Consider the following 23529-nt stretch of genomic DNA (forward strand, 5'->3'; position numbering starts at 1 on the left):
GCAAATGGATAGTTATTCATGAGCTTCCTCGTTGAGTTGTGAGAGGCGAGTTCTGGCACCTAAGGTCACCAAAGACCGGCCCGCAGGTCCGCCGAGGCTCGCGCGATGGAGCTTTGTCGGCGGGAGCAGCGGCGGCAGCAATGCCTCCGTCCATCCTCGGCTCTTCGGTCCTTGTAAAAAGACTGCAGAGGTTTCGACTGGCTGCAGATATGGCACCACTTCTCCCCGGCGGAGACCGGGGCGGGGATGGGTTTTCGTGGCAATGGGTTCTCGCTCGCGAGCCCCAAGAGTTACTGCTGGGGCCTTGGTTGCCGATTAGGCGGTGACTAGACCCGCGCGGGCAATCTTGGTGCTGATCTCTGCCACTCGAATACGATCGATGACGCCGGAGGACACGCAGTCCTTTGGGACAGCACGGACCTCATACAGCGGGCAGGTGACTCCGCCGCAATCGGCGACTTGTTCGCGCCACGTTCCGCGAGCGAGGGGGTCGTAGACGCACTCTTTGCACTTCGCGTCGATGGCGGGTCTCAGGGAGGCCCTAGGATTGGTGTTCATAGATGTCCTGGGTTGGCGCAGCTGGGCGAATTGGCCTCAGCGGAGCGGGAGTTAGTTAGCTGCGCCGAGGGGACCTCAGGCGAACTGGTGGTGGGTCTGGAAGTCGTATCGAACCCGCCGCGCTGCATTGTCGCAGTAGCGACAGTCGAGCTTCTTGCGGTCCCACTGCTTCGCATCTTTGGCGAAGGAGGAGAGGGGGCGGCAGACGTTGCACTTGAAGCAGTATTTGCGACCAACCGGCACGGGGACCGGGGGCACCTTTCGGGTTCGCATTGAGGCGTTCTCGTAAAGAGGACCCGCCAAAGGTCCGCCGGTCAGGACCGGGAGACGGAGGGCGGGCGCGTTGCTTGTGAAGTTTCGTCGGAGCTACTTGGCCTTAGCTCGATCAGTCTCGATCTTGGCGGCGCGTACGCCTGTCCAAGCAGATGCCCCAGCCGCCGCCAGCTGGATGCCAGCCCCTAGAGCCGTGGGCTTTTGGACGCGCGACAGCATGGAGTTCGCTTCGGCCTCATCAGCGCGGTGTTTACTCTCCATATTCGCTATCGTCCGGTTGCCTTGCAGCTCGGACTGCATCGCGCTGTCCAGCAACAGGCTCTCAATCGAGCCTGAGTTGAGCCCGAGACCTGCCTCCCCGGCTGCGGTCCTAATCTGGGCCTGCTCGCGGCGTGCGGCACGCATCTGGTCGAAGAGGTCGCCGGTAGCTTCCTGTCGGGTTTCCTCTCGGACCACTGCGCGCTGGTCGTTGATTGCCTTAGTCTGCGCATTGGCAGATTTCACTTGGCCGACGATGGCGGCGCCCTGGGAGGCGACCGCCGTCACGCCGACGACAATCGCTGCGGTGACGGGGTCACACATGACTTGGTATTCCTATTCTGGAAGGGTCACAGCCCATCGCGATTGAGTCCGAACCCTTCACGCCACTCACGGGCGCGAGCTGGACGAGGTGGGTCCGGTTCGGACGGCAGGGGGGCTGGCGGAGGTGGCGGTTGGGTGTCCACGGAGTCTTTGAGAGCTACTGCGGGCGCCTCGCAGGGTAGTCGGAGCGGCGGCTCGCCGTGATCGATGCGGACCAGCCCACCACCTAGATCGGTCGCATGCTGACGCTGGCGCTCTAGGAACCGAGGCGAGGAGGGATCGTGTGGGTCAGTCCGTACATCGGCCCGGGGGCGTGAACGGCTTAACCAACCGCGAGTGCGGGAGTAGAGACTCACTATCCGAGGTGGTTACGGCGGTTGGCAGCGAGCCCCCGAGCGAGCTGGTCAATCTCCTCCTGCTCAAGCAACTCGGCAGCTTTGACTTTCGCCTTCGCGAACCGATCTAGCTGGGTAGCGATTGCTTTCTCGCTCTCGACCGCCTCAAACATCGCCTTCTGCAAGCGGCGCTGACCTTCAATACCCTCCAGGGCATCGATGTGGCGCATGATCTCGGCATGCCGCAGCGTGAGCTGACGGCGGGTCTCGCCTTCGGCGCGGTAGACCGTTTTCGTCTTCTGCTCGCCAGTGTGGGGATCAACGCCAACTACGTCCAAGCGAACTACCTCGTTCAGGGAGTTCATCACTTCGGCCGCCTCCCGCTCCAGCTTGACGCAATCCCGTTCGAGATTCAGTTTTTCCGCTTGGTATCGGTTGGTGCCCTCTCCGCCGCCAAGCCGGATGCGGAGGTCATGAGAGTTCTGTCGCAGGGCTGCTACGGTCAGCTCATGCTCCCGCTGCTCGCGCCGAGCGCCAACGGGTAACTGGGCCAGTTGCTGCTCGATTGGCATCCGCAGATGCTCAGGGAGAGCGTTCGCCGTCAGCCGTTCGGGAACATTCAGGTGACCTGACATCGTGATGGGACTTGCGACGTCATCCACGACGTCGAACGACGCGATCTGCGCTGCCATGTCGCGATCTTCGGGCGCGATTTCGAACGATTTCAGCTCGAAGTTGCTGCCTTCGGTATCTGTCGAGAGGGCGTTCGAGGCAGGAGCAGTAGTGTCAGTCATAGAGGTCTTTCGTTGGTTGAGGGCGGCAGTGCCCAAGGTGCTGTCGAGACAGCGGCGGTCGCTCCGGGGACCGGAGGGATTTCGCGGAGAACTGGTGCGGCGCTCTTGGTCCGAGCTGCCGCCGACCAAGAGCGCCGCATGCCTGCGACCGCCGCGAGTTCGGGACGCGACGGGAGGCATGTTGGGGGCTTGGATGACAGGAGAGACAGCCGCTGCGGTTTCTCTCTCCAAGGGTGGGTGTTATTTCCGAGGGGAGCCCACGGCGGGGAGCGCAAGGAGGCCGCCCCGTTTAAGGGGTATCATCTCTTAGCTCCGGCTTCACTTCCAGCATGGAGCGTTCCAGGCCCTGCAAGAGCGTTTAAAGGTCGAGGAGGCCGATTGAATGTCACACCCTTACGCGATGCCGTTGTACGGTTCTAAAGATGCGCCAAAGTCCGGTCGGGGGTCCGCGCTCCTGATCGAAGGGCGGGGCCTTACTGTCGTAACAGCGGCTCACGTACCTTTGGGCATTCACCCCCACACTCGGTGGGCGGAATGGCCGAGCGACGCCTGCATCTATGCTAAAGAAGACAGCACAATTCCCATCGGCCTGTTCGACGAAAGTACCGGCGCGCGGGCACCCAGATTCGCTTTCTTTTCCGATCAAACGGGAATGGCAGACTATCTTCTAATGCCGCTACAGTCCGCGGCTCGGACGCAGTTCGCGTATTCTGCGTTCGCTCCCGGCGATGTGATCTCCCCAAAAATCGGGATGGTTGTGCAAGCCACGGGTTACCCACACGCGGACCCTTGGCCCGACTTTCCAGCCAACGTGCAAGAAGTCACAATAACTGGAATGGATGAGGTCATGGTGCGCTTCTTCCCGCCTGTTCCAAAGGGGCACTCTGGGGGACCGTTGCACATTGAAGGTGCCTTGCTGGGCATGATCATAGGCCATGATGGCGATATTGGCGGTGCGATACGCGCAGACTGGCTGATCGCGAACGCTTAACTCAAGGGGTTCGCTACATTGCCAAGAGTGCGGCGGCGCCCTTCTTACCCACCCTTAAATATGCCCCACCCCGAGGATGGGTGATAATTCGATGGGCCGCTTAGGCCCTCAGAAATGAGCCTAGTCGGCGGATAAGGGCGGAGGGTGTACGTTGCCGCACCGCCCTCCGCTTCAGCACTCCAAGGCCCGCCTCCGGAACCTAAGCTACATCAACCCAAGCATAGCGGATGGAGGTCTCACCCCCTTGGCGCCATTGAAAGCGAAGGGTCCCCTGAAGGTGGTCGATGGTTACCGCAGAGAACAAGACCTTCAACGCCGCGTTGGTGGCAGCGGTGTCGATTTTTTCTCCGGACTCCTTGGCAGTTTCAAACAAGCTGGCGCAGTCGCTCAAACGGGAGCGGATCAACCCTTTATCCGCCATACACCGGCGCTCATCCAACTCGTCCAGCTCTGAACGCATTTGGCGTGCCTCGCTCTCCAGCCGCGCAAGCCGGGCGGCTCCAGCAGCGGAGGGTGCGATAGCCAGCGCCTCAGCAAGATCGACAATCAGGTCTTCGATACCTGCGATATTGGCAAGTGCGGAAGCGTGTTCGCGGTCCAAGCTGATGTCGCCGTCGCCAGCTGGAACGTCGGCCAAGAGCAAGCCCCAGTTGCCGAGAAGCGCCGCCTCTGTCGCATCGACAGGAACGGACACATAGGAACAGCCCGCTCCCACCTTTGCTTTACTGCAGACCAGCTTTGGCCGCCCAGCTTTCTTGGGAGACCCCTTATTTACGCGCAGCATGCTCGAGGCGCAGCTGGGGCACCTCGCTAGGCCTGCGAGAAGGTGGGCGACGCCGTTTGCAGCATGGCGCCCACGAACTGCCGCGACCGCGCCGCCTTTCAAGGTGCGTACTGCCAGCCAGTCCGCCTCTGAGACAACTGCAGGGAAGGCATTGTGCACAGGCTGTTCAAGCTGCCGTGTTCGGCGACCCTTTACGTACTCCGTATGCCCTGGGGTCAACGTCCCGATGACAGCCGGATTGCGCAGGACCTTGCTGATCGTCGAGCGGTGCCAGTGCTTTCCCCGCCCTAATACCGGAAGCCCTTCCGTGACGAACAGCTTCGCGATGCTGTGTTCGCCCATGCCCTGAAGGGTCAAGCGGAAGATGCGCCGCACTGTCTCCGCCTTCTCCGGGTCCTCGCGCCATCCGTCACCCTCGGGTTTCAGCCAAGACGGGCCGCGCTTCGTCAGGCGCTGAGTCTCTCCAGCGGATACCTTGCGGCGCTTTTCCGCCCATGCAGCAGCGACCCGCCGTCCCTTCGTCGCACTCTCCTCATAGGCGCGGGAGGAGACCATCAGGGCCAGCATCAGGCCCATCGAGTTTCGTCGCAAGCTCTCGATCGAGTATTCCTGTCCGTCGCTTAAAGTGACGATGGTCACCCCGCTCATCACGATGTTGGAGAATACCTGTTGAGCGTAGAGCGGCTCCATGCGGCTAATCCGGTCGAGACTCTCGACGACAAGGAAGGAGCCGGGCTCGATTAGGCCACGCTGGCAGAGTTGTAGGAAGGTCCCCAAGGCGCCTTCAGTGGCGTTCGATCCCCGATACGCAGATACGCCCTCATCAGCCATGGAAAGTTGGTCGTCTATGGTGAGGCCTCGGGCAGCGGCCCAACGCTCCGCCGCGTCCGATTGTCGGCGATAGCTATCTCCTTTGGCCTGCTCAGGCGTCGAGAAGCGCGTGTAGCTGTAGACTTTGCCGGGTACGGAAGGGTGGCGCGGCTGGTCTATCAGAGGTTGCAGGTTCGAAGCGTACATGGGGAATCCTCAGCAACGGTGAGGAGCTTCCTCACCTACAGGTGGGCGATAATTGCGGGTCTCCACGTCCTGTACGTGTTGATGTGCGGGCCGCCCGGGGCGGGCAAGTCGCTGCTCGCCTCCTGCCTGCCCGGCATCTTGCCGCCGCTTGATGCCGCGGAGGCTTTGGAAGTGTCGATGGTCGCTTCGGTGGCGGGGACCTTGAATGGCGGGCGGCTTACCCGGGCGCGGCCGTTCCGCTCGCCGCACCACTCGGCCTCGATGGCGGCGCTTACCGGAGGCGGGCTCAGGGTGAAGCCGGGCGAAGTGAGCCTGGCGCATCTCGGCGTGCTGTTCCTCGACGAGTTGCCCGAATTCCAGCGCGCGGTGCTCGATTCGCTGCGCCAGCCGATCGAGGCAGGCGTGGTGAGCGTAGCGCGGGCCAATGCGCATGTGACCTTCCCGGCGCGCGTCCAGCTGGTCGCGGCGATGAACCCGTGCCGCTGCGGGCATCTCGGCGACCCGGCACTTGCCTGTGCGCGGGCGCCGAGATGCGCGGCGGATTACCAGGCCAAGGTCTCGGGGCCGCTGCTCGACCGGATCGACCTGCATGTCGACGTGCAGCCGGTGATGGCGGCGGACCTGGTCCTCGACCGTCCGGCGGAGGGATCGGCGGAGGTCGCCGCGCGGGTGGCGGCGGCGCGGGCGGTGCAGGCGGCGCGCTACCAGGGCGTGCCGGCGCGGACCAATGCCGAGGCGGACGGGACCTTGCTCACCGACCATTCCACCCCGGACGAATCGGGGCGCAAGCTGCTCGCCCAGGCGGCGGAGACGATGCGGCTGTCGGCGCGAGGCTATACCCGGGTGCTGCGCGTGGCGCGGACGATCGCGGACCTGGCGGGCGCGGAAGGGGTGGGGCGGATCCATGTCGCCGAGGCGCTGAGCTATCGGCGGCAGGCGCCGCGGAGTTAGGGGAACGGAATTCCAGATAGCTGCCGTAACCAAGCGAAATCGCTCGAACGACCGCCGGCGCCCAATCGACAAATACCGTCTGGACATAGACACGAGTTCATTGGCTATCCCCTTCCGGCCTCGCTAGACGGCCCTCCATCTGATCGTATTCGGAGGGGCGCTTGCGGAAAATTCATCGGGGCCTGTCGGCCGCTGTTCTGGCCGGCGTCGGCGCCTTTGCGACCGGCGCATCTGCCCAGGAGGCGACGCCTTTCCCTTCCCGCCTCGCCCAAGTGATCGCGCCTCTGGACGTCAATCCAGACGGCTTCTCGGGGGCAGGCGCGCGCATCCTGTCCGAGGCCGTCACCGCCAGCCGCTATGTCCTGATCGGCGAAAGCCACATGACGCGCGAGATTCCGGCGTTCACGACCCAGATCTGCCGCATGATGGCGCCCACCGGCCTGACCGCCATGGTCGTCGAGATCGGTCCGGAAGCGGCCCGTATTGTCGATGTCGCCATGCGATCGGAAGATCGCGAAGCCCGGATCGACAAATTCCTGCGCGCGCATCCGAACGGCATCGCCTTCTTCAACGGACGGGATGAAGTCCGGATGGCAGGCGATTGCGCTGCTGCCGCCGGACCGAAGTTCCAGGTCTGGGGACTGGACCAGGAGTTCCTCGGATCCAGCGGCCATCTGCTTCAGGAAATGCTGGCATCCAGGCCAGGTCCGCTCGCCCAGGTCGCCCTGGCCGGTCTGGCGGAGCAGGATCGGAAAGCGACTGCCGCTGCGCTCGCATCGGGCTCGCCCTACGACCTCTTCCTGCTCTCGGCCAACCAGCACGATCTTGATCGGGCCGCCGCCGCGGTCACCCAGGATGGCGGGAAGCGCGTCCGCTATCTGTTCGGCCTGCTGACGGAAACCCGCGCCATCTATCAAGCGTCGCAGGCGCGCAAAGGCGATCCCAACGGACGCCGCGCGCGGCTGATGAAGCGGACGCTCGCCGCCCAGCTCGCCGCACATCCCGGCGCGAGGCTCCTGATGAAGTTCGGCGCCAATCATGCCTACAAGTCGATCAATCCGCTCAACCAGCGCGACCTTGGCGCTTATGTAGCCGAGCGTGCCGACGGCGAAGGCGTCTCCGCTCTGCACATCGTGGTGCTGGGGGCCAAGGGCTCGGAGGCCAGCTATGCCGGCGTCGGGCGGCCCGCCGCCGTGCGCACGTTCGACATGAAGGACGAAGACCCGGACTGGCGCGAGGATGTCACGCTTGCGCGGCCGGCCGGCGCCGCGGCGGGATCGTGGATGCTGGTGGATCTACGAGCGCTCAGGAGCGAAGGCCTTGCGTCCGCACCGCAGGAATGGCGTGAACTCGCACTGGGCTACGACATCGCCATTCTGGCCCCGGCATTCACCGCAACCAGCGTGCTCGGCGTCGGGCAGCCGGCGGGGCGCTGATTTGATCGCCTCGGCGCCGTGCCCGCATTGCCTAGCAATGGCAGCTAACCACCCCACCTCTGACATTGCCTGACCGGCAGCGCCGGCATGGCCATCAAACCCGCTGGAAATCTCGCAAAGCCCTACTTATAGGGATGCCTTCGTCGATGTCGGCCCCGTGCCGGAACGGCATGCGGGTGTGGCGGAATGGTAGACGCAGCGGATTCAAAATCCGCCGTTGGCAACAACATGTCGGTTCGAGTCCGACCACCCGTACCATTGGGCCGTACCATGTGGTCCGTACCAGGCAGTGCCCGGTGATTGCGCCCGCGCTGCCGCTCGCATATTGCTAATCATTCGCAGCTCGAGGCCCGTCGAATGAAGCAATCGCCGCATGGATGAGCCTGAGGGCAGGCCGGGCAACCGGCTGACGCGGCCGCTATGGATCGCGCTCGGGCTGTTCTTCGTAGCGCTGGGCGTGATCGGCGCGCTGCTGCCGCTGATGCCGACGACGATCTTCCTGATCCTCGCCGCCGGCTGCTTCGCGCGATCCTCGCCGCGGCTGGAGACCTGGCTGCTCACCCACAAGCGCTTTGGACCGACGCTGGTCGCCTGGCGCGAGGAAGGGGCGATCCCGGCGCGGGCCAAGGCGTTCGCCTGTGGCGGCATCGCGATCGGCTATGCGATCTTCTGGTGGGGGGCGCGGCCTTCCTTGTGGGTCGACCTGGTCGTGGCGCTGGGGATGGGCGCGTGTGCCGCCTTCATCCTCAGCCGGCCGAGCCCACGCCCGCGCGATGCAGCGCTGGATCCCGGCGCATAAAAAAGCGGCGCGGCACCCGAGGGTACCGCGCCTGCAGGACGGAGGTCGTGAAGGATCGCCGGATCAGAGCTTCATGCGCGCGCCGACCAGGAAGGTGCGGCCGAAATGATTATACTCGTAGTTCCGGTTCGCCGCGGTGTCGGTGTAGCGATCGCGATACGCGTCGGTGAGGTTGGTGCCCTCGACCGAGAGCTCGATCCAGTCGGTGAGCTTGTAGCGGACCGAGGCATCGACGGTGGTGATCGAATTATAGCCTTCGAACACGTTGCCCGTGCCCGAACCCGCATCGACATAGGGACCGCGATAGGCGACCGAGGCGCGGGCGCTGAAGCGGCTGTCCTCATAGTAGAGCGTCGCGTTGAAGGCCTTTTTCGACACGCCGTACAGCGTCGACGAGAAGACCCGGTTCGGCAGCGTCAGCGAGCCATTGGCGTTGACCGCGGTGGCCGGCGCCGACTGGCTGTAGTTCGCGGTCGAATCGATGAAGGTCGCGTTCGCGATGCCGCCGAAATTCTTGAGGAAGCCCGGCAGGAAGCGGAACGGCGCCTGGATCGCGATCTCGACGCCCTTTAGCGAGGCGCCGGTGCCGTTGACCGTGGTCACCACCGTCCAGATCGGCTGGGCCTGCTGGGCGGGGTTGAGGAAGGCCGGCGACGATGCGGCGAGCACCGAGGCGGGAAGGCCAGTCGATGTGAAGGTCTGCCCCGTCAGCGTGGCGCTGACCGGGAAGCTTTGAATGTCCTTCTTGAACAGCGCGACCGAGAAGATCGACTGCGGCGCGAAATACCATTCGGCGGCAAGGTCATAGGCCGTGGCGCGGAACGGATCGAGGTTCGGGTTGCCGAAGCTCACCCGGTAGTTGAAGCCGTCGGCCGAGCCGCCCGGCGTCAGGCTGCCCAGGGTCGGACGCGTCATCACGTCGGAGATGGCGCCGCGCAGGATGATGTTCTCCGTCGGGAACAGCGCGACGTTGATCGAGGGCAGCCAATCCTCGTAATCGCGCTTCACAGTCACCGGCAGCGTGCCGTTGATGCCGGTCGAACTCTGGTTGGTCTTGGCATAGCGCATGCCGGCGTTGAGTGCGTAGCGCAGGCCGAGCAGCTCGCCCTTGGCATCGAACTGGAGATAGCCGCCCTTCACTTCTTCCGTGACGCTGCGGTTGTTGCCGACGTCGAGCAGGAGCGGGCGGCTGTACAGGCCGGTATAGGCGGCGGCCGCGTCAATATTGGCGACCACCCAGCTGGTGGTGGTGCCCGCCGGCTGGCCGGCATTGCCGAGATTGACCAGCTCGGTCAGCGCCGGCGTGGCCTGGTAGCCATAGACCGCGGTCGGGCCGAAGGTCGCGGTGGTCGAGCAGGTGATCGTCTTGAGCACCAGGTCGGTGCCGCCATTGCCGCAAACCGCGGTATCGCGCTGATAGGCGACCACGTCATAGTCGAAACGGCGATAGACGCCGCCGGCCTTGATCTGGAAGCCCTCGGCAACGTCCCATTCGGTGCGCAGCTGCGCGGTCTTGAACTTGTTGGTGACGTTCGACGGGCGATCGCGGATCTCGGCGAGCTGGAAGTTCGCCGGATCGGTCACGCTGGTGCCGAAGCTCAGCACCGGGCTCTGCATGTTGGTATAGTCGTACTTGTAGCCCTGCGCGTCGCGGTCATCGAGGATGAGCGTGGTCTCGACGGGGATGTCGGCGTTCGACTTGGACAGGCCGCCCATCAGCGTGAAGCGGAAGCTGTCGCCCAGCTCCTGATCCCAGCTGCCGCCGATCTGGTAGAACTCGGTATCCGACTTGCGCAGGTAATGCTCGGTGCGGACCCAAGCGTCGTTGAGCGTCGCCGAGATCATGTTGCCATTGCCGTCATAGACCGGGTTGGCGACGTTGATCGAGCGCTCGTTCGAGCGGAGCAGCACTTCCAGCCACTTCTCCTCGCGGGTTTCCTTGAACCGCGAATAGAGGCCGTCGATCGAGATCTTGGTCGCGTCGCTCGGCGCCCATTGGACGCTGCCGGTGAGGCCCAGGCGCTCGCGATCGTGACGGACGATGCCGTAGCGCGGGATACGCGGGTGGAAGGCGAGCGCGGCCTGCGAGCAGACGGCGCTGGGGATATAGGTGCCGCCCGAGTTCGCCGTGGTCCAGCAATTGGTGCCGCTCACCTGGTCGAACGTGGCCTGGGCCCAGCGGACCGAGTTGTTGCCGAGCTCGACATTGTCGGTCTTCGAATAGGCGCCCGAGACGGCGACGCCGAAGGTGCCGTCCGGCGACTTCCAGGATAGCAGGCCGGCGAAGCGCGGGCCCCAGTTCTTGGAGAGGTCGTTATAGCTCGCCTGGGCCGAGCCGACGAAGGTGAAGCCGTATTTGCCGCTGAGCGGATTGCCGGTGTTGAGATCGACCACGGCGCCGAGCGAGCCTTCGTCGAGCGAGGCCTCGGCCGTCTTGTGGACGACCAGCGAGCTGAACAGCTCGGAGGCGAAGACGTTGAAGTCGAAGGCGCGGTCGCGGTTGGCAGAGGCGCCGTCGGTCGAGGTGGCGACGGTCTCGAGGCCGTTGACGCGGACGCGGGTGAACTGCGCGCCGAGGCCGCGCACGGTGATCGCACGGCCTTCGCCGGCGTCACGCTGGATCGAGATGCCCGGGATGCGCTGGAGCGATTCGGCGAGGTTCTGATCGGGGAACTTGGCGATATCCTCGGCGACGATCGCGTCGACCGAGGAGACCGACTCCTTCTTCACGTTGAGCGCCTTGTCAAGCGACTGGCGGAAACCGGTAACCACGATCGCGCCTTCGCTGGTCTGCTCAGGCGTGCTGGCGTCGGCGGCGGGCGGCGTCTGCGCCGTATCCTGCGCCAGTGCCGGGGTCGCGATGCTCGCGCCCGCCATCACCGCCAACGAAGCACCGGCAAACCACATGTTGCGGCTCAAAGTCCCTTTACGCATCCTTGTTCTCCCATGGTCAGTGTTTCCAGGCCGGCCGCTTGTGCGGCTCGCCTGGCTTTTCGGCCGGCTGATGCCGGCTCTCTGTGCAATTCGCTGCCGATGTCTTCCGGCAGTTATGCGATCATCGCGAAGCGCTTGCGCCCGTTGGCCAATAGCCTGCGATGGAATTTCCTGAGCGATTCCGGGCCGCTACGCTGTGCGGTGGCGCCGATACGGGCCATCCCCAGCCAGGTGAGCGCCTCTGCGGCACGCATGGCGGGCTCCAGGCAAATTCGCTCGATATCCTGCGCCCAAGGGGCGAAATAGGCTGGCTCTCCCTGCTGTTTCGCGAGCTTGGCGCTCGTCTGTGCAAGGGTTTCTTGTCCGATATGGACACCGGTGTCAACCAGTCCGCGGCAGATCCGGAACAGCAGCCAGTGCAAATGTCCGAGAAGCGCGCGATCATTTCCGGCAAAGGCGCCATGCGCGGCCATCAGCTGCTCGGTGTAGATCGCCCAGCCCTCCGCGAAGGCGGGGGCATAGTCGAGTCGCAGCGGATGCGGATTGGCTGCGGCCTCGATCGGCAGCTGGATCATGTGCCCGGGGAGCAACTCGTGATGGACGACCGCGGGAAGCGTCCAGGACGGGCGGTCGCGGATGCGCTGGAGGTCGGGATAATAGGCGCCGGGCGTGGTCGGCGTGGGGATCGTGCGGTAGCCCTGCTTGCCCTCGGCTTCCTCCTGGCGCGTCATCGGCACCGCGGCGACGTTCAGGCATTCGGGCGGGAGCGGGCCGAACAGCGCGGGCAGCTTTGGACGAACGCCGGCGAGCGTGGCGTTCATGTCGGCGACGGCGCGGGCCCGGCCGGCATCGTCGTCGCTGTAGAGGAAGCGGGGGTCCTTGAACGCCGCGCTGATCCGGGCGCCGACGCTGCCCCTGGTGTAGCCAAGCCGCTTGAGGACGGTGTCGGCGCGGGCGGTGATCCTTTCGAACGCGGCAAGCATTTTCCGATGCGCTTCGGCGGGGGAAATCGCCGCGCCGTAGTGGCGCTCGATCAGCAGGGCGAAATAGCGCTCGCCGCCGGGGAAGCGGCTGGTGCCGGGCTCCTTCGGAGCCCGGGGGGCGAGTTCGGCGAGCAGGGCGGCCTGGGTGCGCAGTCCCGCGGCGGCGGGGCCGGATGACTTGCCGGCGGCTTCGAGTATGCCGGCGCGGGTCTTTTCGAGCAGCGGGGCGGGGAGGATCGCGCCGCGGCGGGCGTCGATGCGGAGCTGCTCGGTTTCTGCTTCGATGCGGCTCGCTATGGGGTTCTTTTCGCGCCAGGCGCCGGCATTGGGCGCGATGGCATAGGGCGAGCGGCCGGGACGGCCGATGGGGAAGCCGGCGGCGAGCTTGATATCTACTGCCAGCCCGGCGCGGACCGTCTCCAGGTCGATGCGCGGTGAGGGGGACAGGGAGTGTAGGTCGAAGCCGGCCAGGCTGGCGAGCTTTGCCGACGGTGCCTCGATCTTCGAAAGCCCGTCGAGCGCGGCGCGCAGATCGGCGTCGCGATTGGCCGCGGCCAGCGCGACGCGGGGGAGCGCGGCGACACTGGCGGCGGCGAGGAACTGGCGGCGGTGCATCGCGGTCCTCCGGTTCAGCGGGTGAGCGTCACCACATTGTTGCGCTGGGTGACTTCCGCCGCGTTGTTCGGCAGCGCGACGCGGATGCGGGCGGCGCCCTTGGGCAGGGTTAGCCGCACCGTCGCAGCCTTGGGCGTGAGGTCGAGCGGGGCGGCGAGCGCGGGGATCGCCGCGGTGGTCAGTGCCTTGCCCGAGGAATCCTCGACCGTCAGCGTGCCGCCGGTGGTGGCGACGGCGCCGAGGCTGTGCACCGTCACGGAGAGCTTGCCGCCCTTCACTGCGACATCGTCGCTGCCGATGCCGAGATCGGGGCGCGTGGAAACGTCCTCGCGCCGCGTCTTGAGGGTGAACTCGATCTCGGTGGTGGCGTGGGGGGCGAAGGTGAGGCGGGTGGCGGCGCTGCGCTCGAGATTGAGCGGGACGGTGCTGCCGTTCGTCACCATCTCCCATTCGCCAGATGCGACGTTCCAAGTCGTCATCTCGGCCGATTGCGGCGTGTCGCCGGTGTTGTAGGCGATCACCTTGAAGTGATCGGGCGTGGCGCCGGGCACGAGGATCGCGGTCTTGAGCGCGCCTTCGGGATCGTCGAAACGCCAGCTCACCGCATTGCCCGGCCAGGTCTGGTTACGGCGCAGCGCGATGCCGCCCAGGCGCTCGCGCTGGAGGATCTCGTTGGGCTGGTCGACCCGGTCGGACCACCAATGCCCTTCCGTGTACATATACTGGCGCTGCGACTTGTCCTCGATCGCGGCGGCGTGGAGCGACTCCAGGTACTTCACGTCGCCGGTTGCGTCCCAGGCGGCCCATTGCTCGAAGGCACCGCCCTTCCTGGCCTTTTCGGTGAGCGCCTTGGACCAGTCCTTGCCCGTGCCGAGCAGGGCGATGACGTTCTCGTTGATGTCCGCGACCGAGGCGGGGCCGCTCTTGGCGGCGCGGGCGAGGATCGGGTTGAGATACTTGGCGTCGCCGGTGAAGCGGTAGGACGCCCAGGCAGCCTGGAGCGGGGTGGCGGCGCCGCCGCCGTCGCCGGCGCGCTCTGCGTCGCTGCGCCAGTTGATCTCGTTGGGCCAGGACCAGTTGCCCTTGGCGTCCTGCTTGCCATGCGCCAGCAGCCCATCGACGGTGCCGGTGATCAGGCCCCTGGCATCGGGGTTGCCGTTATAGACGCCGATCAGCACGGGGGCGTGGAGCACGACCCAGCTATAGGGTTTCTGCCACTCGAACGGCCCTTCGCGGTACACCTTCTGCGCGCCGTACCAGTTGCTGGCGAAGTGCATATGGCCGGCGGCGTTGGGGAGGATGATCGACTTGAGCGCCCTGGTCGTCGCCATCAGCCGCTCGACCGCACGCGGCTCGCCCCAGTTGAGATAAAGCCGCTCGGCGTCCGAGTTCATGCCCTCCTCATAGGCGTGGAGCTCGTCGGTTGTGAGGTGGCCCAGGCCGTTCATCATCATGCCGTTGGTGTAGACCGCATCCGACAGCGCGCGCAGCGACGCGTTGATCTTGTCCGGATCGACGCCCATCAGCGCCAGCCCCGGCCATTGCTGGGTCAAGTCGGTATCGTCCGAAATGCCGCCGCCGAAATCGCCGTAGGGGACCTGGCGATTGTCGATCCACCAGTTGACGAACTGGCGCGTGATCCTGAGGTCCTCGAGCTGGCGGAAGGCCCAGAGCGGCACGCCGGCGGGCGCCTCGGGTTGCTTGAACTCGGGCAGGTTCTGCACACCATAGCTGATGTCCGCCCAATAGCGGCGGCCCTCGACATGATCGGGATCGACGCGGAGCAGGTCGCTGACATCGGCGAACACGCGGCGATACAGCCCGGCGCGCTTGGAGGCGGTGTGCTCCTCGACCAGGAAGCCCCAATTGTCCTTCACCTGGTTGAACCGGTCGGCGACGTGCTCGGGCAGGGCGGCGGCGCGGTCCTTGAAGATCAGGCGGATGTTCATGCCGTCGAGCGATGCCGGGCCGAAGTCCGGCGCGGCGGCGGCGACGCTCAGATAGAGGCTGTCATTGGTCAGGATACGGTCGCGCAGGTCGAGCCAGAGCGTGCGCGCCTCGCCGGGGCGGACCGAGACCGACAAGTCGATCATGTCGCGGCCCGGCCAGATCGGGTCCTTCACCTTGATGTTGAGCGGGATCAGCCCGTCCTTGCCGGGCGTCGCCTTGAGCGCGGGAATGTCGAGCGCGATGCCGTCCAGGCCGTCGCGGCTGTTCTCCCAGCCATAGTTCCAGGCACGGGCGAGCGCGCGGCCGGCAAAGGCGTCGCCGAAGCCCGAGGGGATCAGGACATGGACAATCGGCATCGCGCCTTCGATATGCGCGGCGGCGCCGGTCGAGGCGGCGCTGCCCGCACCTGCGGCGGCCGAGCCGGCACCGGGGGGAAGCGCGAGCACGGTGTTGCGCTCGTCGGCGGGATAGCGCGTGCGGATGTAGCGGTTCAGGCCTTCGAGCGCGGCGAGATCGGCCGAGACCTTGGCGTCTACCGTGTAGTTGAGCTTGAAGCTGCCTTCGGGCTCCCTGGCACTGCCGACATCATAGGCCCAGATTTCCTGGATCGGCTGCTCCTGCATCGTGTTGGTGAAACGGAGAATGCCGCCCTGGGCTTCGCCGAGCGCAGTGACGCTGCGGACGATGCCCTTGGGGCGCTTGGCCAGGTTGCGGAAGCCGGTGCCATCGGCGCCGTAATCGAGCGCGCCATAGGCCGCGCCGCGGATCTCGACGCGGTTGAACTTCTCGTCCTTGGGGACGGTCAGCGTGTAGGTCTTGCCGCCCTCGACATAGACGTTCCAGTCGGGCAGCTCGAAATAATCGTCGCGGCCGGGGAGTTTCGAGCGGTTGTAGACGCCGGGCCAGGTGGTCTCGGCGATGCCGTCCACGCCCTTCCACATCCATTCCTTCAGGTCCTTCGCATCGGCGAACTCGACCTTGCGGACGCTGGTGACCTTGTCGTCCAGCACGGGCGGCGAGGCGGTATCCCAGCCGAAGCGGTGGAGCCAGGCAGCGCGCTTGTCCGCCGGCGCGGGCCGGGCAGCTGGCTCGGCATTGGCGGCGAGCGCGGCCACGCCGGCGGGATCGAGCATGCGGTCATAGACGCGGATCTCGTCGAGATCGCTGCCTCGCATGAAATTATAGCGGCTCTGCACCTGGTGCGGGGCCATGATCCGGCCGGCCAGGCCGAACTGGTCGAGCGCGGCGTCGAGATCGGCCTTCTGGTCCTTCGCCGCGACTTGCTTGCCATCGACGAACAGGCGGACGCCGACGCTCTCGTCCCAGGCGAAGGCGATGTGGTGCCAGGCATCGGGGGCGGGGTTTTCGGGCAGCTTGAAAGAGACGCGGACGCGCGACAGGTTGGCGTCGGTCACGAAGGCGTCGAAGCCGTGGCCGTTCCAGTCGATGCGCAGGAACGCCATGTCCCAGCTGGTGTGATCGGCGAAACCGGCGCGGAAGATGACGAAGGGCGCTTCGCCGACGGGATCGCGGGCGCGCCAGAAGAAGGAGAGAGTGCCGCGCTGCGCCTCGATATTGCCCGGCGCGTTCCAGGCGAGATAGCCGTCATCGGCCCAGCGAAAGGCGCCGCCGATCGCGCCGTTCGGCACGATATTCACCTTGGTCTGGAAATTGGGGACGGCATCGCCGTGCGCCGTTTCGGCGGTGGCATTCCTGTCGCCCGAGGCGCGGAAGAGCAGGCCATCGTCCTTGTCTTGCGCGGCGGCTGGGCTCGCGGCGAGCGCGAGTGCCCAGGCCAGGGCGATGCTGGTGGACGTGCGGATCATGGCGTGCCTCTCTAACGGTCAGGACGGTCTCTGCCGTCTCCGCTGTCAAGCATGGCGACGAGTGACACCGGTGACAATAACTTTCTCGTTTCCGAGGCATGTCGGCTTGACTGGGGTGCGATGACGCGACAGCTTCGTGGCAACCGGTGTCAAATCGGAATGAGGAGGGATTGCCGATGGCTTCGCGCCGCGACCTGTTGCGCCATGCCGGCGCGGGTGCCGCCCTGGGGCTGGCGCCGCGACTCGCGCTTGCCGCCGAGGCCGATCCCTGGGCGCGCGCGGCGGAGATCGCGCGGAGCGTGAAGGCGCCGGTGTTTCCGGCGCGCGACTTCGACATCACGCAGTTCGGCGCGAAGGGCGATGGGACGACGCTGAGCACCCAGGCGATCGCGGCGGCGATTGCGGCCTGCGCGGCAGCGGGCGGGGGCAGGGTGGTGGTGCCGGCCGGGCGCTTCCTGACCGGCGCGGTGCATCTCAAGTCGGGCGTCAATCTGCACATCACCCGCGAGGCGACTCTGCTCTTCAGCACCGATCCCGCGCACTACCCGATCGTCTTCACGCGCTGGGAGGGGATGGAGCTGATGAACTATTCGCCGCTCGTCTATGCGCGGCGGCAGAAGAACATCGCGCTGACCGGCGAAGGCACGCTCGACGGGCAGGGCAGCGCGCAGCATTGGTGGGCGTGGAAGGGCCCCTGGGGCGGCACGGCCGACCATGGCTGGCGCGAGGGCATGCCCGACCAGCGCAAGGCGCGGGCGCGGCTGTTCCAGATGGCCGAGGATAATATGCCGGTCGAGAAGCGGGTGTTCGGGGACGGCGACTATCTGCGCCCGGCTTTCGTCCAACCCTATGAATGCGAGAATGTGCTGATCGAGGGCGTGCGCCTGCGCGGCGCGCCGTTCTGGCAGGTCCATCCGGTGCTGTGCCGCAACCTGACCGTGCGCGGGCTCGACATATTGGGGCATGGGCCGAACAATGACGGCTGCGACCCGGAATCGGTGGACGGTGCGCTGATCGAGCATTGCACCTTCGACACCGGTGACGATTGCATCGCGGTCAATTCGGGACGCAATGCCGATGGCCGGCGGCTGGCGGCACCGTCGCAGAACATCCTGATCCGCAACTGCCGGATGAAGGCGGGACATGGCGGCGTGGTCGTCGGTTCGCAGATCTCGGGCGGGGCGCGCTGGATCTTCGCCGAGGACTGCGTGATGGACTCGCCCGACCTCTGGTACGCGATCCGCTTCAAGAACAACGCACTGCGCGGCGGGTTGCTCGAGAATTTCCATTATCGGAACCTGGATGTCGGGCAGGTCGGCCGGGCCGCGGTGACCTGCGACTTCAACTATGAGGAAGGCGCCAACGGACCGTTTGTGCCGCGCCTGCGCAACGTCGTGGTCGAGGGGCTGCGGGTGAAGAACGCCGTGCGCGTGCTCGACAGCCAAGGCCTGCCGGGCGCGCCGGTGACCGGGATCACCTTCCGGGATTGCAGCTTCGAAGGCGTCACCCAGTCCAGCATCGTCAGGCACACCGAGGGGCTCAGGCTGGAAAATGTGCGGGTGAACGGCGCGCTGGTCGATCATCTCGCCTGAGGTGCGTTGACGCGCCAGCCTGACACCGGTAGCATTGGTAAGATACGAGCGGACCCGCACAAAGCCGGGCCGTGGCCATTCGGAGAGGAGATCGCGCGCAAGTTACTCGACATGGTCCGGCACCGGTTCCGGCCTGTATTCTCCAGAGCTCAGATACCGCGGGAGGCGAGCGGTTTGTGAGCGGGGCGAAGCGGGGCGGGGCGGCGATGTCGGACGCGGCTGCGTTTGTGCGCACCGCACATGGCGAGTGCTCATCCGCGACCTGCAACATGGGGAATTTGCGTTGATTGAAGGACGGGAACCGGCCGAGGCCATCGCCCAAGCATTTGTTTCGGCCCGCCACACCGGCAATGCCCTGATCGACTATCCGGGCGAACTGCCCGGCACGCTCGACGAAGCATATGTCATCCAGGAGCGTGCGATCGAACTGTTCGGCGACCGAGTCGCCGGGTGGAAGGTGGGGAAGATCCCCGCGCCGCTCGACGCGACCTTCGGCACCAACCGGCTCGCCGGCCCGATCTTCGCCGATTCGGTGGTGACCGCCGCCGAGGGTGACGTGCCCGAGATGCCGGTGTTCGAGCAGGGCTTTGCCGCGGGCGAGGCGGAATATCTGTTGCGCCTGGGCAATCTGCCCGAGGATTTCGACCGTGCCTGGACCAACGCGGAAGTCGCCGAATATGTCGATGCCATCCATGTCGGCATCGAAGTGGCGAGCTCGCCCTTCCCGGGGATCAACGCGCACGGCCCGGCAGTCACCGTTTCGGACTTCGGCAACAACAACGGCCTGGTGATCGGCGCGGCGATCCCGCGCGACACCGACTTTATCGAATGGCCGGTGGCGCTTACCATCGAAGGCGAAGTGGCCGGCGAGGCGACGGCGAGCACGATGCTCGATGGTCCGTTCGGTGCGGTGCGCTTCCTGTTCGAGCTTGCGGCCAATCGGCAGCTGCCGCTCGCGCCGGGCCAGTGGATCTCCACCGGCGCGGTCACCGGCGTCCATCCCGTCCGCGTCGGCGAGCTGGTGGAGGCGCGGTTCGCGAATGACTACAGCGTGAAGTGCCGTATCGTCGGCATTCACGACGCCTGATTCGGCGGCCGCGGGAAAAAATAATAGGGAGAGAGTGATGGCGAGTTCTGGGGAGGCGGTGGTCGCCGGCGCGGCTTCGCGCATCGGCCGCTATCGCTGGGTGATCGTGGGGTTGCTCTTCGCGGCGACGGCGATCAACTATATCGACCGTCAGATGATCGGGCTGCTCAAGCCGATCATGATGGAAGATCCTGCCCTCCACATGGACGAGCGGACCTATGCCGACATCGTCGTGTGGTTCCAGATCGCCTATGCGATCGGCTATCTCGGCTTCGGCAAGGTGGTCGACGCGATCGGTGCCCGGCTGGGCTATGCCGTCGCGGTGGTGATCTGGACGATCGCCCATGTCGCGCATGGCGGTGCCTATAGCGTCACCCAGTTCGCGCTGGCCCGGTTCAGCCTGGGCATCGGCGAATCGGGCAACTTCCCTGCCGGCGTGAAGTCGGTCGCGCAGTGGTTCCCGCAAAAGGAACGCGCCTATGCGATCGGCCTGTTCAACGCAGGCTCGAATGTGGGCGCGATCCTCACCCCGCTGATCGTCTATGTGATGATCTCCCATCTGCACATGAGCTGGCGGACTGTGTTCATCGCCACCGGCATCTTCGGCGTGCTGTGGCTGATCGCCTGGCTGTCCTTCTACCGCGACGATCCCGCCGCGCATCCCAAGGTAGGCGAGCCCGAGCTGGCGTACATCACCCAGGACCCGGCCGATCCCGATGTGAAGACCCCGGGCCTGTGGCTGCGGCTGCTCGCCACGCGCGAGACCTGGGCGTTCGCGCTGGGCAAGTTCTTCATCGACCCGATCTGGTGGTTCTACTTGTTCTGGCTGCCGGGCTTCCTGGGCGCGCAATATGGCCTCGATCTCAAGACCTGGTCGACGCCCACCGCGGCGCTGGCGCTGGGCGCGATCTACCTGATCTCCGACGTGGGCAGCATCTTCGGCGGCTGGCTGTCGGGCCGGTTCATGAAGTCGGGCATGAGCGTCAACAAGGCGCGCAAGCTGACCATGCTGATCTGCGCCTTCTTCGTGCTGCCGGTGGTGTTCGCCACGTCGGTCGACAACCTCTGGGTCAGCGTCGCGCTGATCGGCATCGCGGCGGCGGCGCACCAAGGCTTCTCGGCCAATCTCTACACCTTGCCTTCGGACACCTTCCCGCGCTTCGCCGTGGGTGCGGTGATCGGCATCGGCGGCACGGTGGGTGCGATCGGTGGTGCGCTTTTCTCCAAATATTCGGGCGACATCCTCGACCGGGTCGGCAGCTATGCGCCGATGTTCATCTCGGCAGGTGCCGCCTATTTCCTGGCGGTGCTCGCGGTGCACCTGCTCTCGCCGCGGCTGGAGCGGGTGGAGCGGTTCCAGGCCTCGACGCCCTGGGCGGTGATCGCCGCGGCAGTGGCGGGCCTGGTGGGCGTGGTGTTCTTCCTCGCCTCGGGCAAGGCGACGGTGGCAGGCTGCGTGCCGGTGTGGATGGGCCCGGCGAGCCCGTGCTTCGTGCCGAACACCTATCATGCGATCCTGGGCGTCTGCGCGGCGATCACGATCCTGGCGATCATCGTCAACGCCATGACGCGCAAAAAGGCGTAAGAGGACCCGATGTCACGCCCGTTGAAGCTCGATCCGGACCGGCTGCTTCCCGCAGAGGAGCGCACCCGGGGTATTGCCCGCGCGCTCTATGCCGAAGTGGCCGGGCTGCCGATCATCAGCCCGCACGGGCATACCGACCCGACCTGGTTCTCGACCAATGCCAATTGGTCGAACGCCACCGAGCTGCTGCTGTCGCCGGACCATTATATCTACCGCATGCTCTATTCGCAGGGCGTGTCGCTCGATGCGCTGTGCGTGCCGAGCAAGGCAGGCATGCCGGCGACCGACCCGCGTGCGGCGTGGCGCACGTTCGCGGAGCATAGGTACCTGTTCCGCGGTACGCCTTCGGCGATGTGGCTGGGGCATGTGTTCGGCGAGGTGTTCGGCTTCGACGTGGCGCTCGATGCCTCAACCGCCGATCATTATTACGACACGATCAACGCCAAGCTCGCGACCGACGCGTTCAAGCCGCGGGCGCTGTTCGACCGGTTCAACATCGGCTTCCTCGCCACCACCGAGGGGCCGCAGGACGACCTCTCGCCGCACCATGCGATCCACAATAGCGGCTGGAACGGGCGAGTGGTCACCACCTATCGCCCCGATGCCGTGATCGATGTCGAGCATGAGCAGTTTGCCGGTGCGATGAAGATCTTCGCCGAGAAGACCGGCGAGGACGTCTATTCGTGGGACGGCTATCTCGCCGCCCACCGCAAGCGCCGCGCCGATTTCCGCGCGGCCGGGGCTACCGCGACCGATCACGGCCATCCGACCGCGGCGACTGCGAATCTAGGCAAGGACGAGGCCGAGCGGCTGTTCCGCACGATCCTCTCCGACAGCTGGACCCCGGACGACGCCGAGCTGTTCCGCGCGCAGATGCTGACCGAGATGGCGGCGATGAGCGTCGAGGACGGGATGGTCATGCAGATCCACCCGGGATCTTTCCGCAACCACAATGGCGGGCTGTTCGAGAGCCATGGCCGCGACAAGGGCGCGGACATCCCGATGCGCACCGACTATGTCCACGCGCTGAAGCCGTTGCTCGACCGGTTCGGCACGAGCACCGAGCTGTCAATCATCCTCTTCACGCTCGACGAGACGGTCTATGCCCGCGAGCTGGCTCCGCTGGCCGGTCATTATCCGTGCCTGAAGCTCGGCCCCAGCTGGTGGTTCCATGACTCGCCCGAGGGCATGCGCCGCTTCCGCGAGCAGGTGACCGAGACCGCCGGCTTCTACAACACGGTCGGCTTCAACGACGACACCCGTGCCTTCCTCTCGATCCCGGCGCGGCACGATGTCGCCCGGCGGATCGATTGCGGCTTCCTGGCGAAGCTGGTCGCCGAGGGGCGGCTGCTCGACTGGGAGGCGGCGGAACTCGCCCACGAACTTACCAACGGGCTGGTGCGCAAGGCGTACAAGCTCGACCAACCCGCGCCGGCGCCCGTCGCCGCCGCAGCCTGAAACCAACGGAGCAGCCAATGTTCGATCGTACCTATTACGCCACGCACCCTGACATGATGGAGTGCGTCTCGAACGAGGAACTGCGCGACCGCTATCTGATCACGGACCTGTTCCGTGCCGGCGAGTGCGTGCTCAACTACACCCATGCCGACCGCATGGTGATCGGCGGCGTCGCGGTCGACACCGGTTCGGTGAAGCTGCCCGACCAGGTCGAGCCGGCTTCGGCGGCGGGTCACCCGTTCCTCGAGCGCCGCGAGCTGGCGGTGGTGAACATCAGCGGCGTCGAAGGCACCGTGACCGTGGACGGCGAGCGCTTCACGCTGGGCAACAAGGACTGCCTGTACGTGACGATGGGCGCCAAGGACGTGCAGTTCTCGGGCGACGGCGCGCGCTTCTATCTGGTCTCGTGCCCGGCACATAAGGGCTTCCAGACCCGCAAGCTCGGCATCGCCGACGCCAACCGGCTCGATCGCGGCACGCTGGAAGAGTCGAACGAGCGCTCGATCTTCCAGCTCGTCATCCCCGGCGTGTGCGACAGCGCGCAGCTGGTGATGGGTCTGACCGTGCTCAAGCCGGGCTCGGTGTGGAACACCATGCCTCCGCACATTCATGAGCGCCGCAGCGAGATCTATCTCTATTTCGAGCTCGACGATCTCGAGAAGGACCGCGTCTTCCACTATATGGGCCAGGAAGATGCGCTGCGGCACATCGTGGTGCAGAACGAGGAAGCGGTGATCAGCCCGCCCTGGTCGGTCCATATGGGCTCAGGCACGAAGGCGTACGCGTTCATCTGGGCGATGGCCGGCGAGAACCAGGACTATACCGACATGAACGTGCTGGACATCTGCCAGCTGGTGTAAGCTTCAACTCCCCTCCCGCTCGCGGGAGGGGCTGGGGGAGGGCGTGGCCGCCATGCGACGCCCTCTCGTTATTTCAGGCCCTCCCCCGACCCCTCCCGCAAGCGGAAGGGGAGCGCAAG

At 65.7% G+C, this 23529-nt stretch carries 12 protein-coding genes, 1 tRNA gene and 2 pseudogenes; 9 read left to right on the forward strand and 6 right to left on the reverse strand.

Going from position 1 to position 23529, the window contains the following annotated elements:
- Window positions 1-924: 924 nt before the first annotated feature.
- From AC1RPL_RS13235 to AC1RPL_RS13245, 3 genes are all read right to left on the reverse strand, one after another.
- Entirely contained in the window at window positions 925-1413 is a 489-nt protein-coding gene (locus AC1RPL_RS13235; protein ID WP_493069755.1) for a virion core protein, T7 gp14 family, read from the reverse strand.
- 355 nt (window positions 1414-1768) lie between these two features.
- On the reverse strand, window positions 1769-2542 hold the full coding sequence (locus AC1RPL_RS13240; RefSeq protein ID WP_493069756.1) for a hypothetical protein: 774 nt from the start codon (window positions 2540-2542) through the stop codon (window positions 1769-1771).
- A 1190-nt stretch (window positions 2543-3732) separates the two neighbouring features.
- Window positions 3733-5334: a recombinase family protein gene (locus AC1RPL_RS13245; protein WP_493069757.1), complete on the reverse strand. Its 1602-nt coding sequence runs from the start codon at window positions 5332-5334 to the stop codon at window positions 3733-3735.
- A 54-nt stretch (window positions 5335-5388) separates the two neighbouring features.
- On the opposite strand from AC1RPL_RS13245, the pseudogene AC1RPL_RS13250 reads away from it, so the two are divergent.
- From AC1RPL_RS13250 to AC1RPL_RS13265, 4 genes and pseudogenes are all read left to right on the forward strand, one after another.
- Window positions 5389-6285, forward strand: a pseudogene (locus tag AC1RPL_RS13250) (YifB family Mg chelatase-like AAA ATPase); the annotation flags it as partial.
- 161 nt (window positions 6286-6446) lie between these two features.
- On the forward strand, window positions 6447-7721 hold the full coding sequence (locus tag AC1RPL_RS13255; protein WP_493069758.1) for a hypothetical protein: 1275 nt from the start codon (window positions 6447-6449) through the stop codon (window positions 7719-7721).
- A gap of 172 nt (window positions 7722-7893) precedes the next feature.
- Window positions 7894-7979 (forward strand) — tRNA-Leu (locus AC1RPL_RS13260).
- Window positions 7980-8094: 115 nt separating this feature from the next.
- Window positions 8095-8520, forward strand: coding sequence for a YbaN family protein (locus AC1RPL_RS13265; RefSeq protein WP_493069759.1), 426 nt, complete (start codon window positions 8095-8097; stop codon window positions 8518-8520).
- Window positions 8521-8583: 63 nt separating this feature from the next.
- On the opposite strand, the gene AC1RPL_RS13270 is transcribed toward AC1RPL_RS13265, so the two are convergent.
- The 3 genes from AC1RPL_RS13270 to AC1RPL_RS13280 form a co-directional block, all read right to left on the reverse strand.
- Entirely contained in the window at window positions 8584-11454 is a 2871-nt protein-coding gene (locus AC1RPL_RS13270) for a TonB-dependent receptor (RefSeq protein ID WP_493069760.1), read from the reverse strand.
- 113 nt (window positions 11455-11567) lie between these two features.
- Window positions 11568-13052, reverse strand: a complete 1485-nt coding sequence (locus AC1RPL_RS13275) for a DUF885 family protein (protein WP_493069761.1) — start codon at window positions 13050-13052, stop codon at window positions 11568-11570.
- A gap of 14 nt (window positions 13053-13066) precedes the next feature.
- Window positions 13067-16828, reverse strand: coding sequence for a LamG-like jellyroll fold domain-containing protein (locus AC1RPL_RS13280; protein ID WP_493069762.1), 3762 nt, complete (start codon window positions 16826-16828; stop codon window positions 13067-13069).
- 176 nt (window positions 16829-17004) lie between these two features.
- Between AC1RPL_RS13280 and AC1RPL_RS13285 the strand changes: the two genes are divergently transcribed.
- From AC1RPL_RS13285 to kduI, 5 genes and pseudogenes are all read left to right on the forward strand, one after another.
- Entirely contained in the window at window positions 17005-18420 is a 1416-nt protein-coding gene (locus AC1RPL_RS13285; protein WP_493069763.1) for a glycoside hydrolase family 28 protein, read from the forward strand.
- Window positions 18421-18703: 283 nt separating this feature from the next.
- A complete protein-coding gene (locus AC1RPL_RS13290) occupies window positions 18704-19507 on the forward strand; it encodes a 2-keto-4-pentenoate hydratase (RefSeq protein ID WP_493069764.1) in 804 nt (267 codons plus the stop codon).
- Between the two features lie 37 nt (window positions 19508-19544).
- Window positions 19545-20858: pseudogene (locus tag AC1RPL_RS13295) on the forward strand (MFS transporter); the annotation flags it as partial.
- Between the two features lie 243 nt (window positions 20859-21101).
- Window positions 21102-22550, forward strand: coding sequence for a glucuronate isomerase (gene uxaC, locus AC1RPL_RS13300; RefSeq protein ID WP_493069765.1), 1449 nt, complete (start codon window positions 21102-21104; stop codon window positions 22548-22550).
- Window positions 22551-22567: 17 nt separating this feature from the next.
- Window positions 22568-23410: a 5-dehydro-4-deoxy-D-glucuronate isomerase gene (kduI, locus tag AC1RPL_RS13305; RefSeq protein WP_493069766.1), complete on the forward strand. Its 843-nt coding sequence runs from the start codon at window positions 22568-22570 to the stop codon at window positions 23408-23410.
- Window positions 23411-23529 lie beyond the last annotated feature (119 nt).

The organism is Sphingomonas sp. GW821-FHT12D09, assembly GCF_058807215.1.

Coding starts and splice junctions, on each gene's coding strand:
- AC1RPL_RS13235 (WP_493069755.1), bottom strand. CDS start 1,413: ATGTGTGACCCCGTCACCGCAGCGATTGTCGTCGGCGTGACGGCGGTC.
- AC1RPL_RS13240 (WP_493069756.1), bottom strand. CDS start 2,542: ATGACTGACACTACTGCTCCTGCCTCGAACGCCCTCTCGACAGATACC.
- AC1RPL_RS13245 (WP_493069757.1), bottom strand. CDS start 5,334: ATGTACGCTTCGAACCTGCAACCTCTGATAGACCAGCCGCGCCACCCT.
- AC1RPL_RS13265 (WP_493069759.1), top strand. CDS start 8,095: ATGGATGAGCCTGAGGGCAGGCCGGGCAACCGGCTGACGCGGCCGCTA.
- AC1RPL_RS13270 (WP_493069760.1), bottom strand. CDS start 11,454: ATGCGTAAAGGGACTTTGAGCCGCAACATGTGGTTTGCCGGTGCTTCG.
- AC1RPL_RS13275 (WP_493069761.1), bottom strand. CDS start 13,052: ATGCACCGCCGCCAGTTCCTCGCCGCCGCCAGTGTCGCCGCGCTCCCC.
- AC1RPL_RS13280 (WP_493069762.1), bottom strand. CDS start 16,828: ATGATCCGCACGTCCACCAGCATCGCCCTGGCCTGGGCACTCGCGCTC.
- AC1RPL_RS13285 (WP_493069763.1), top strand. CDS start 17,005: ATGGCTTCGCGCCGCGACCTGTTGCGCCATGCCGGCGCGGGTGCCGCC.
- uxaC (WP_493069765.1), top strand. CDS start 21,102: ATGTCACGCCCGTTGAAGCTCGATCCGGACCGGCTGCTTCCCGCAGAG.
- kduI (WP_493069766.1), top strand. CDS start 22,568: ATGTTCGATCGTACCTATTACGCCACGCACCCTGACATGATGGAGTGC.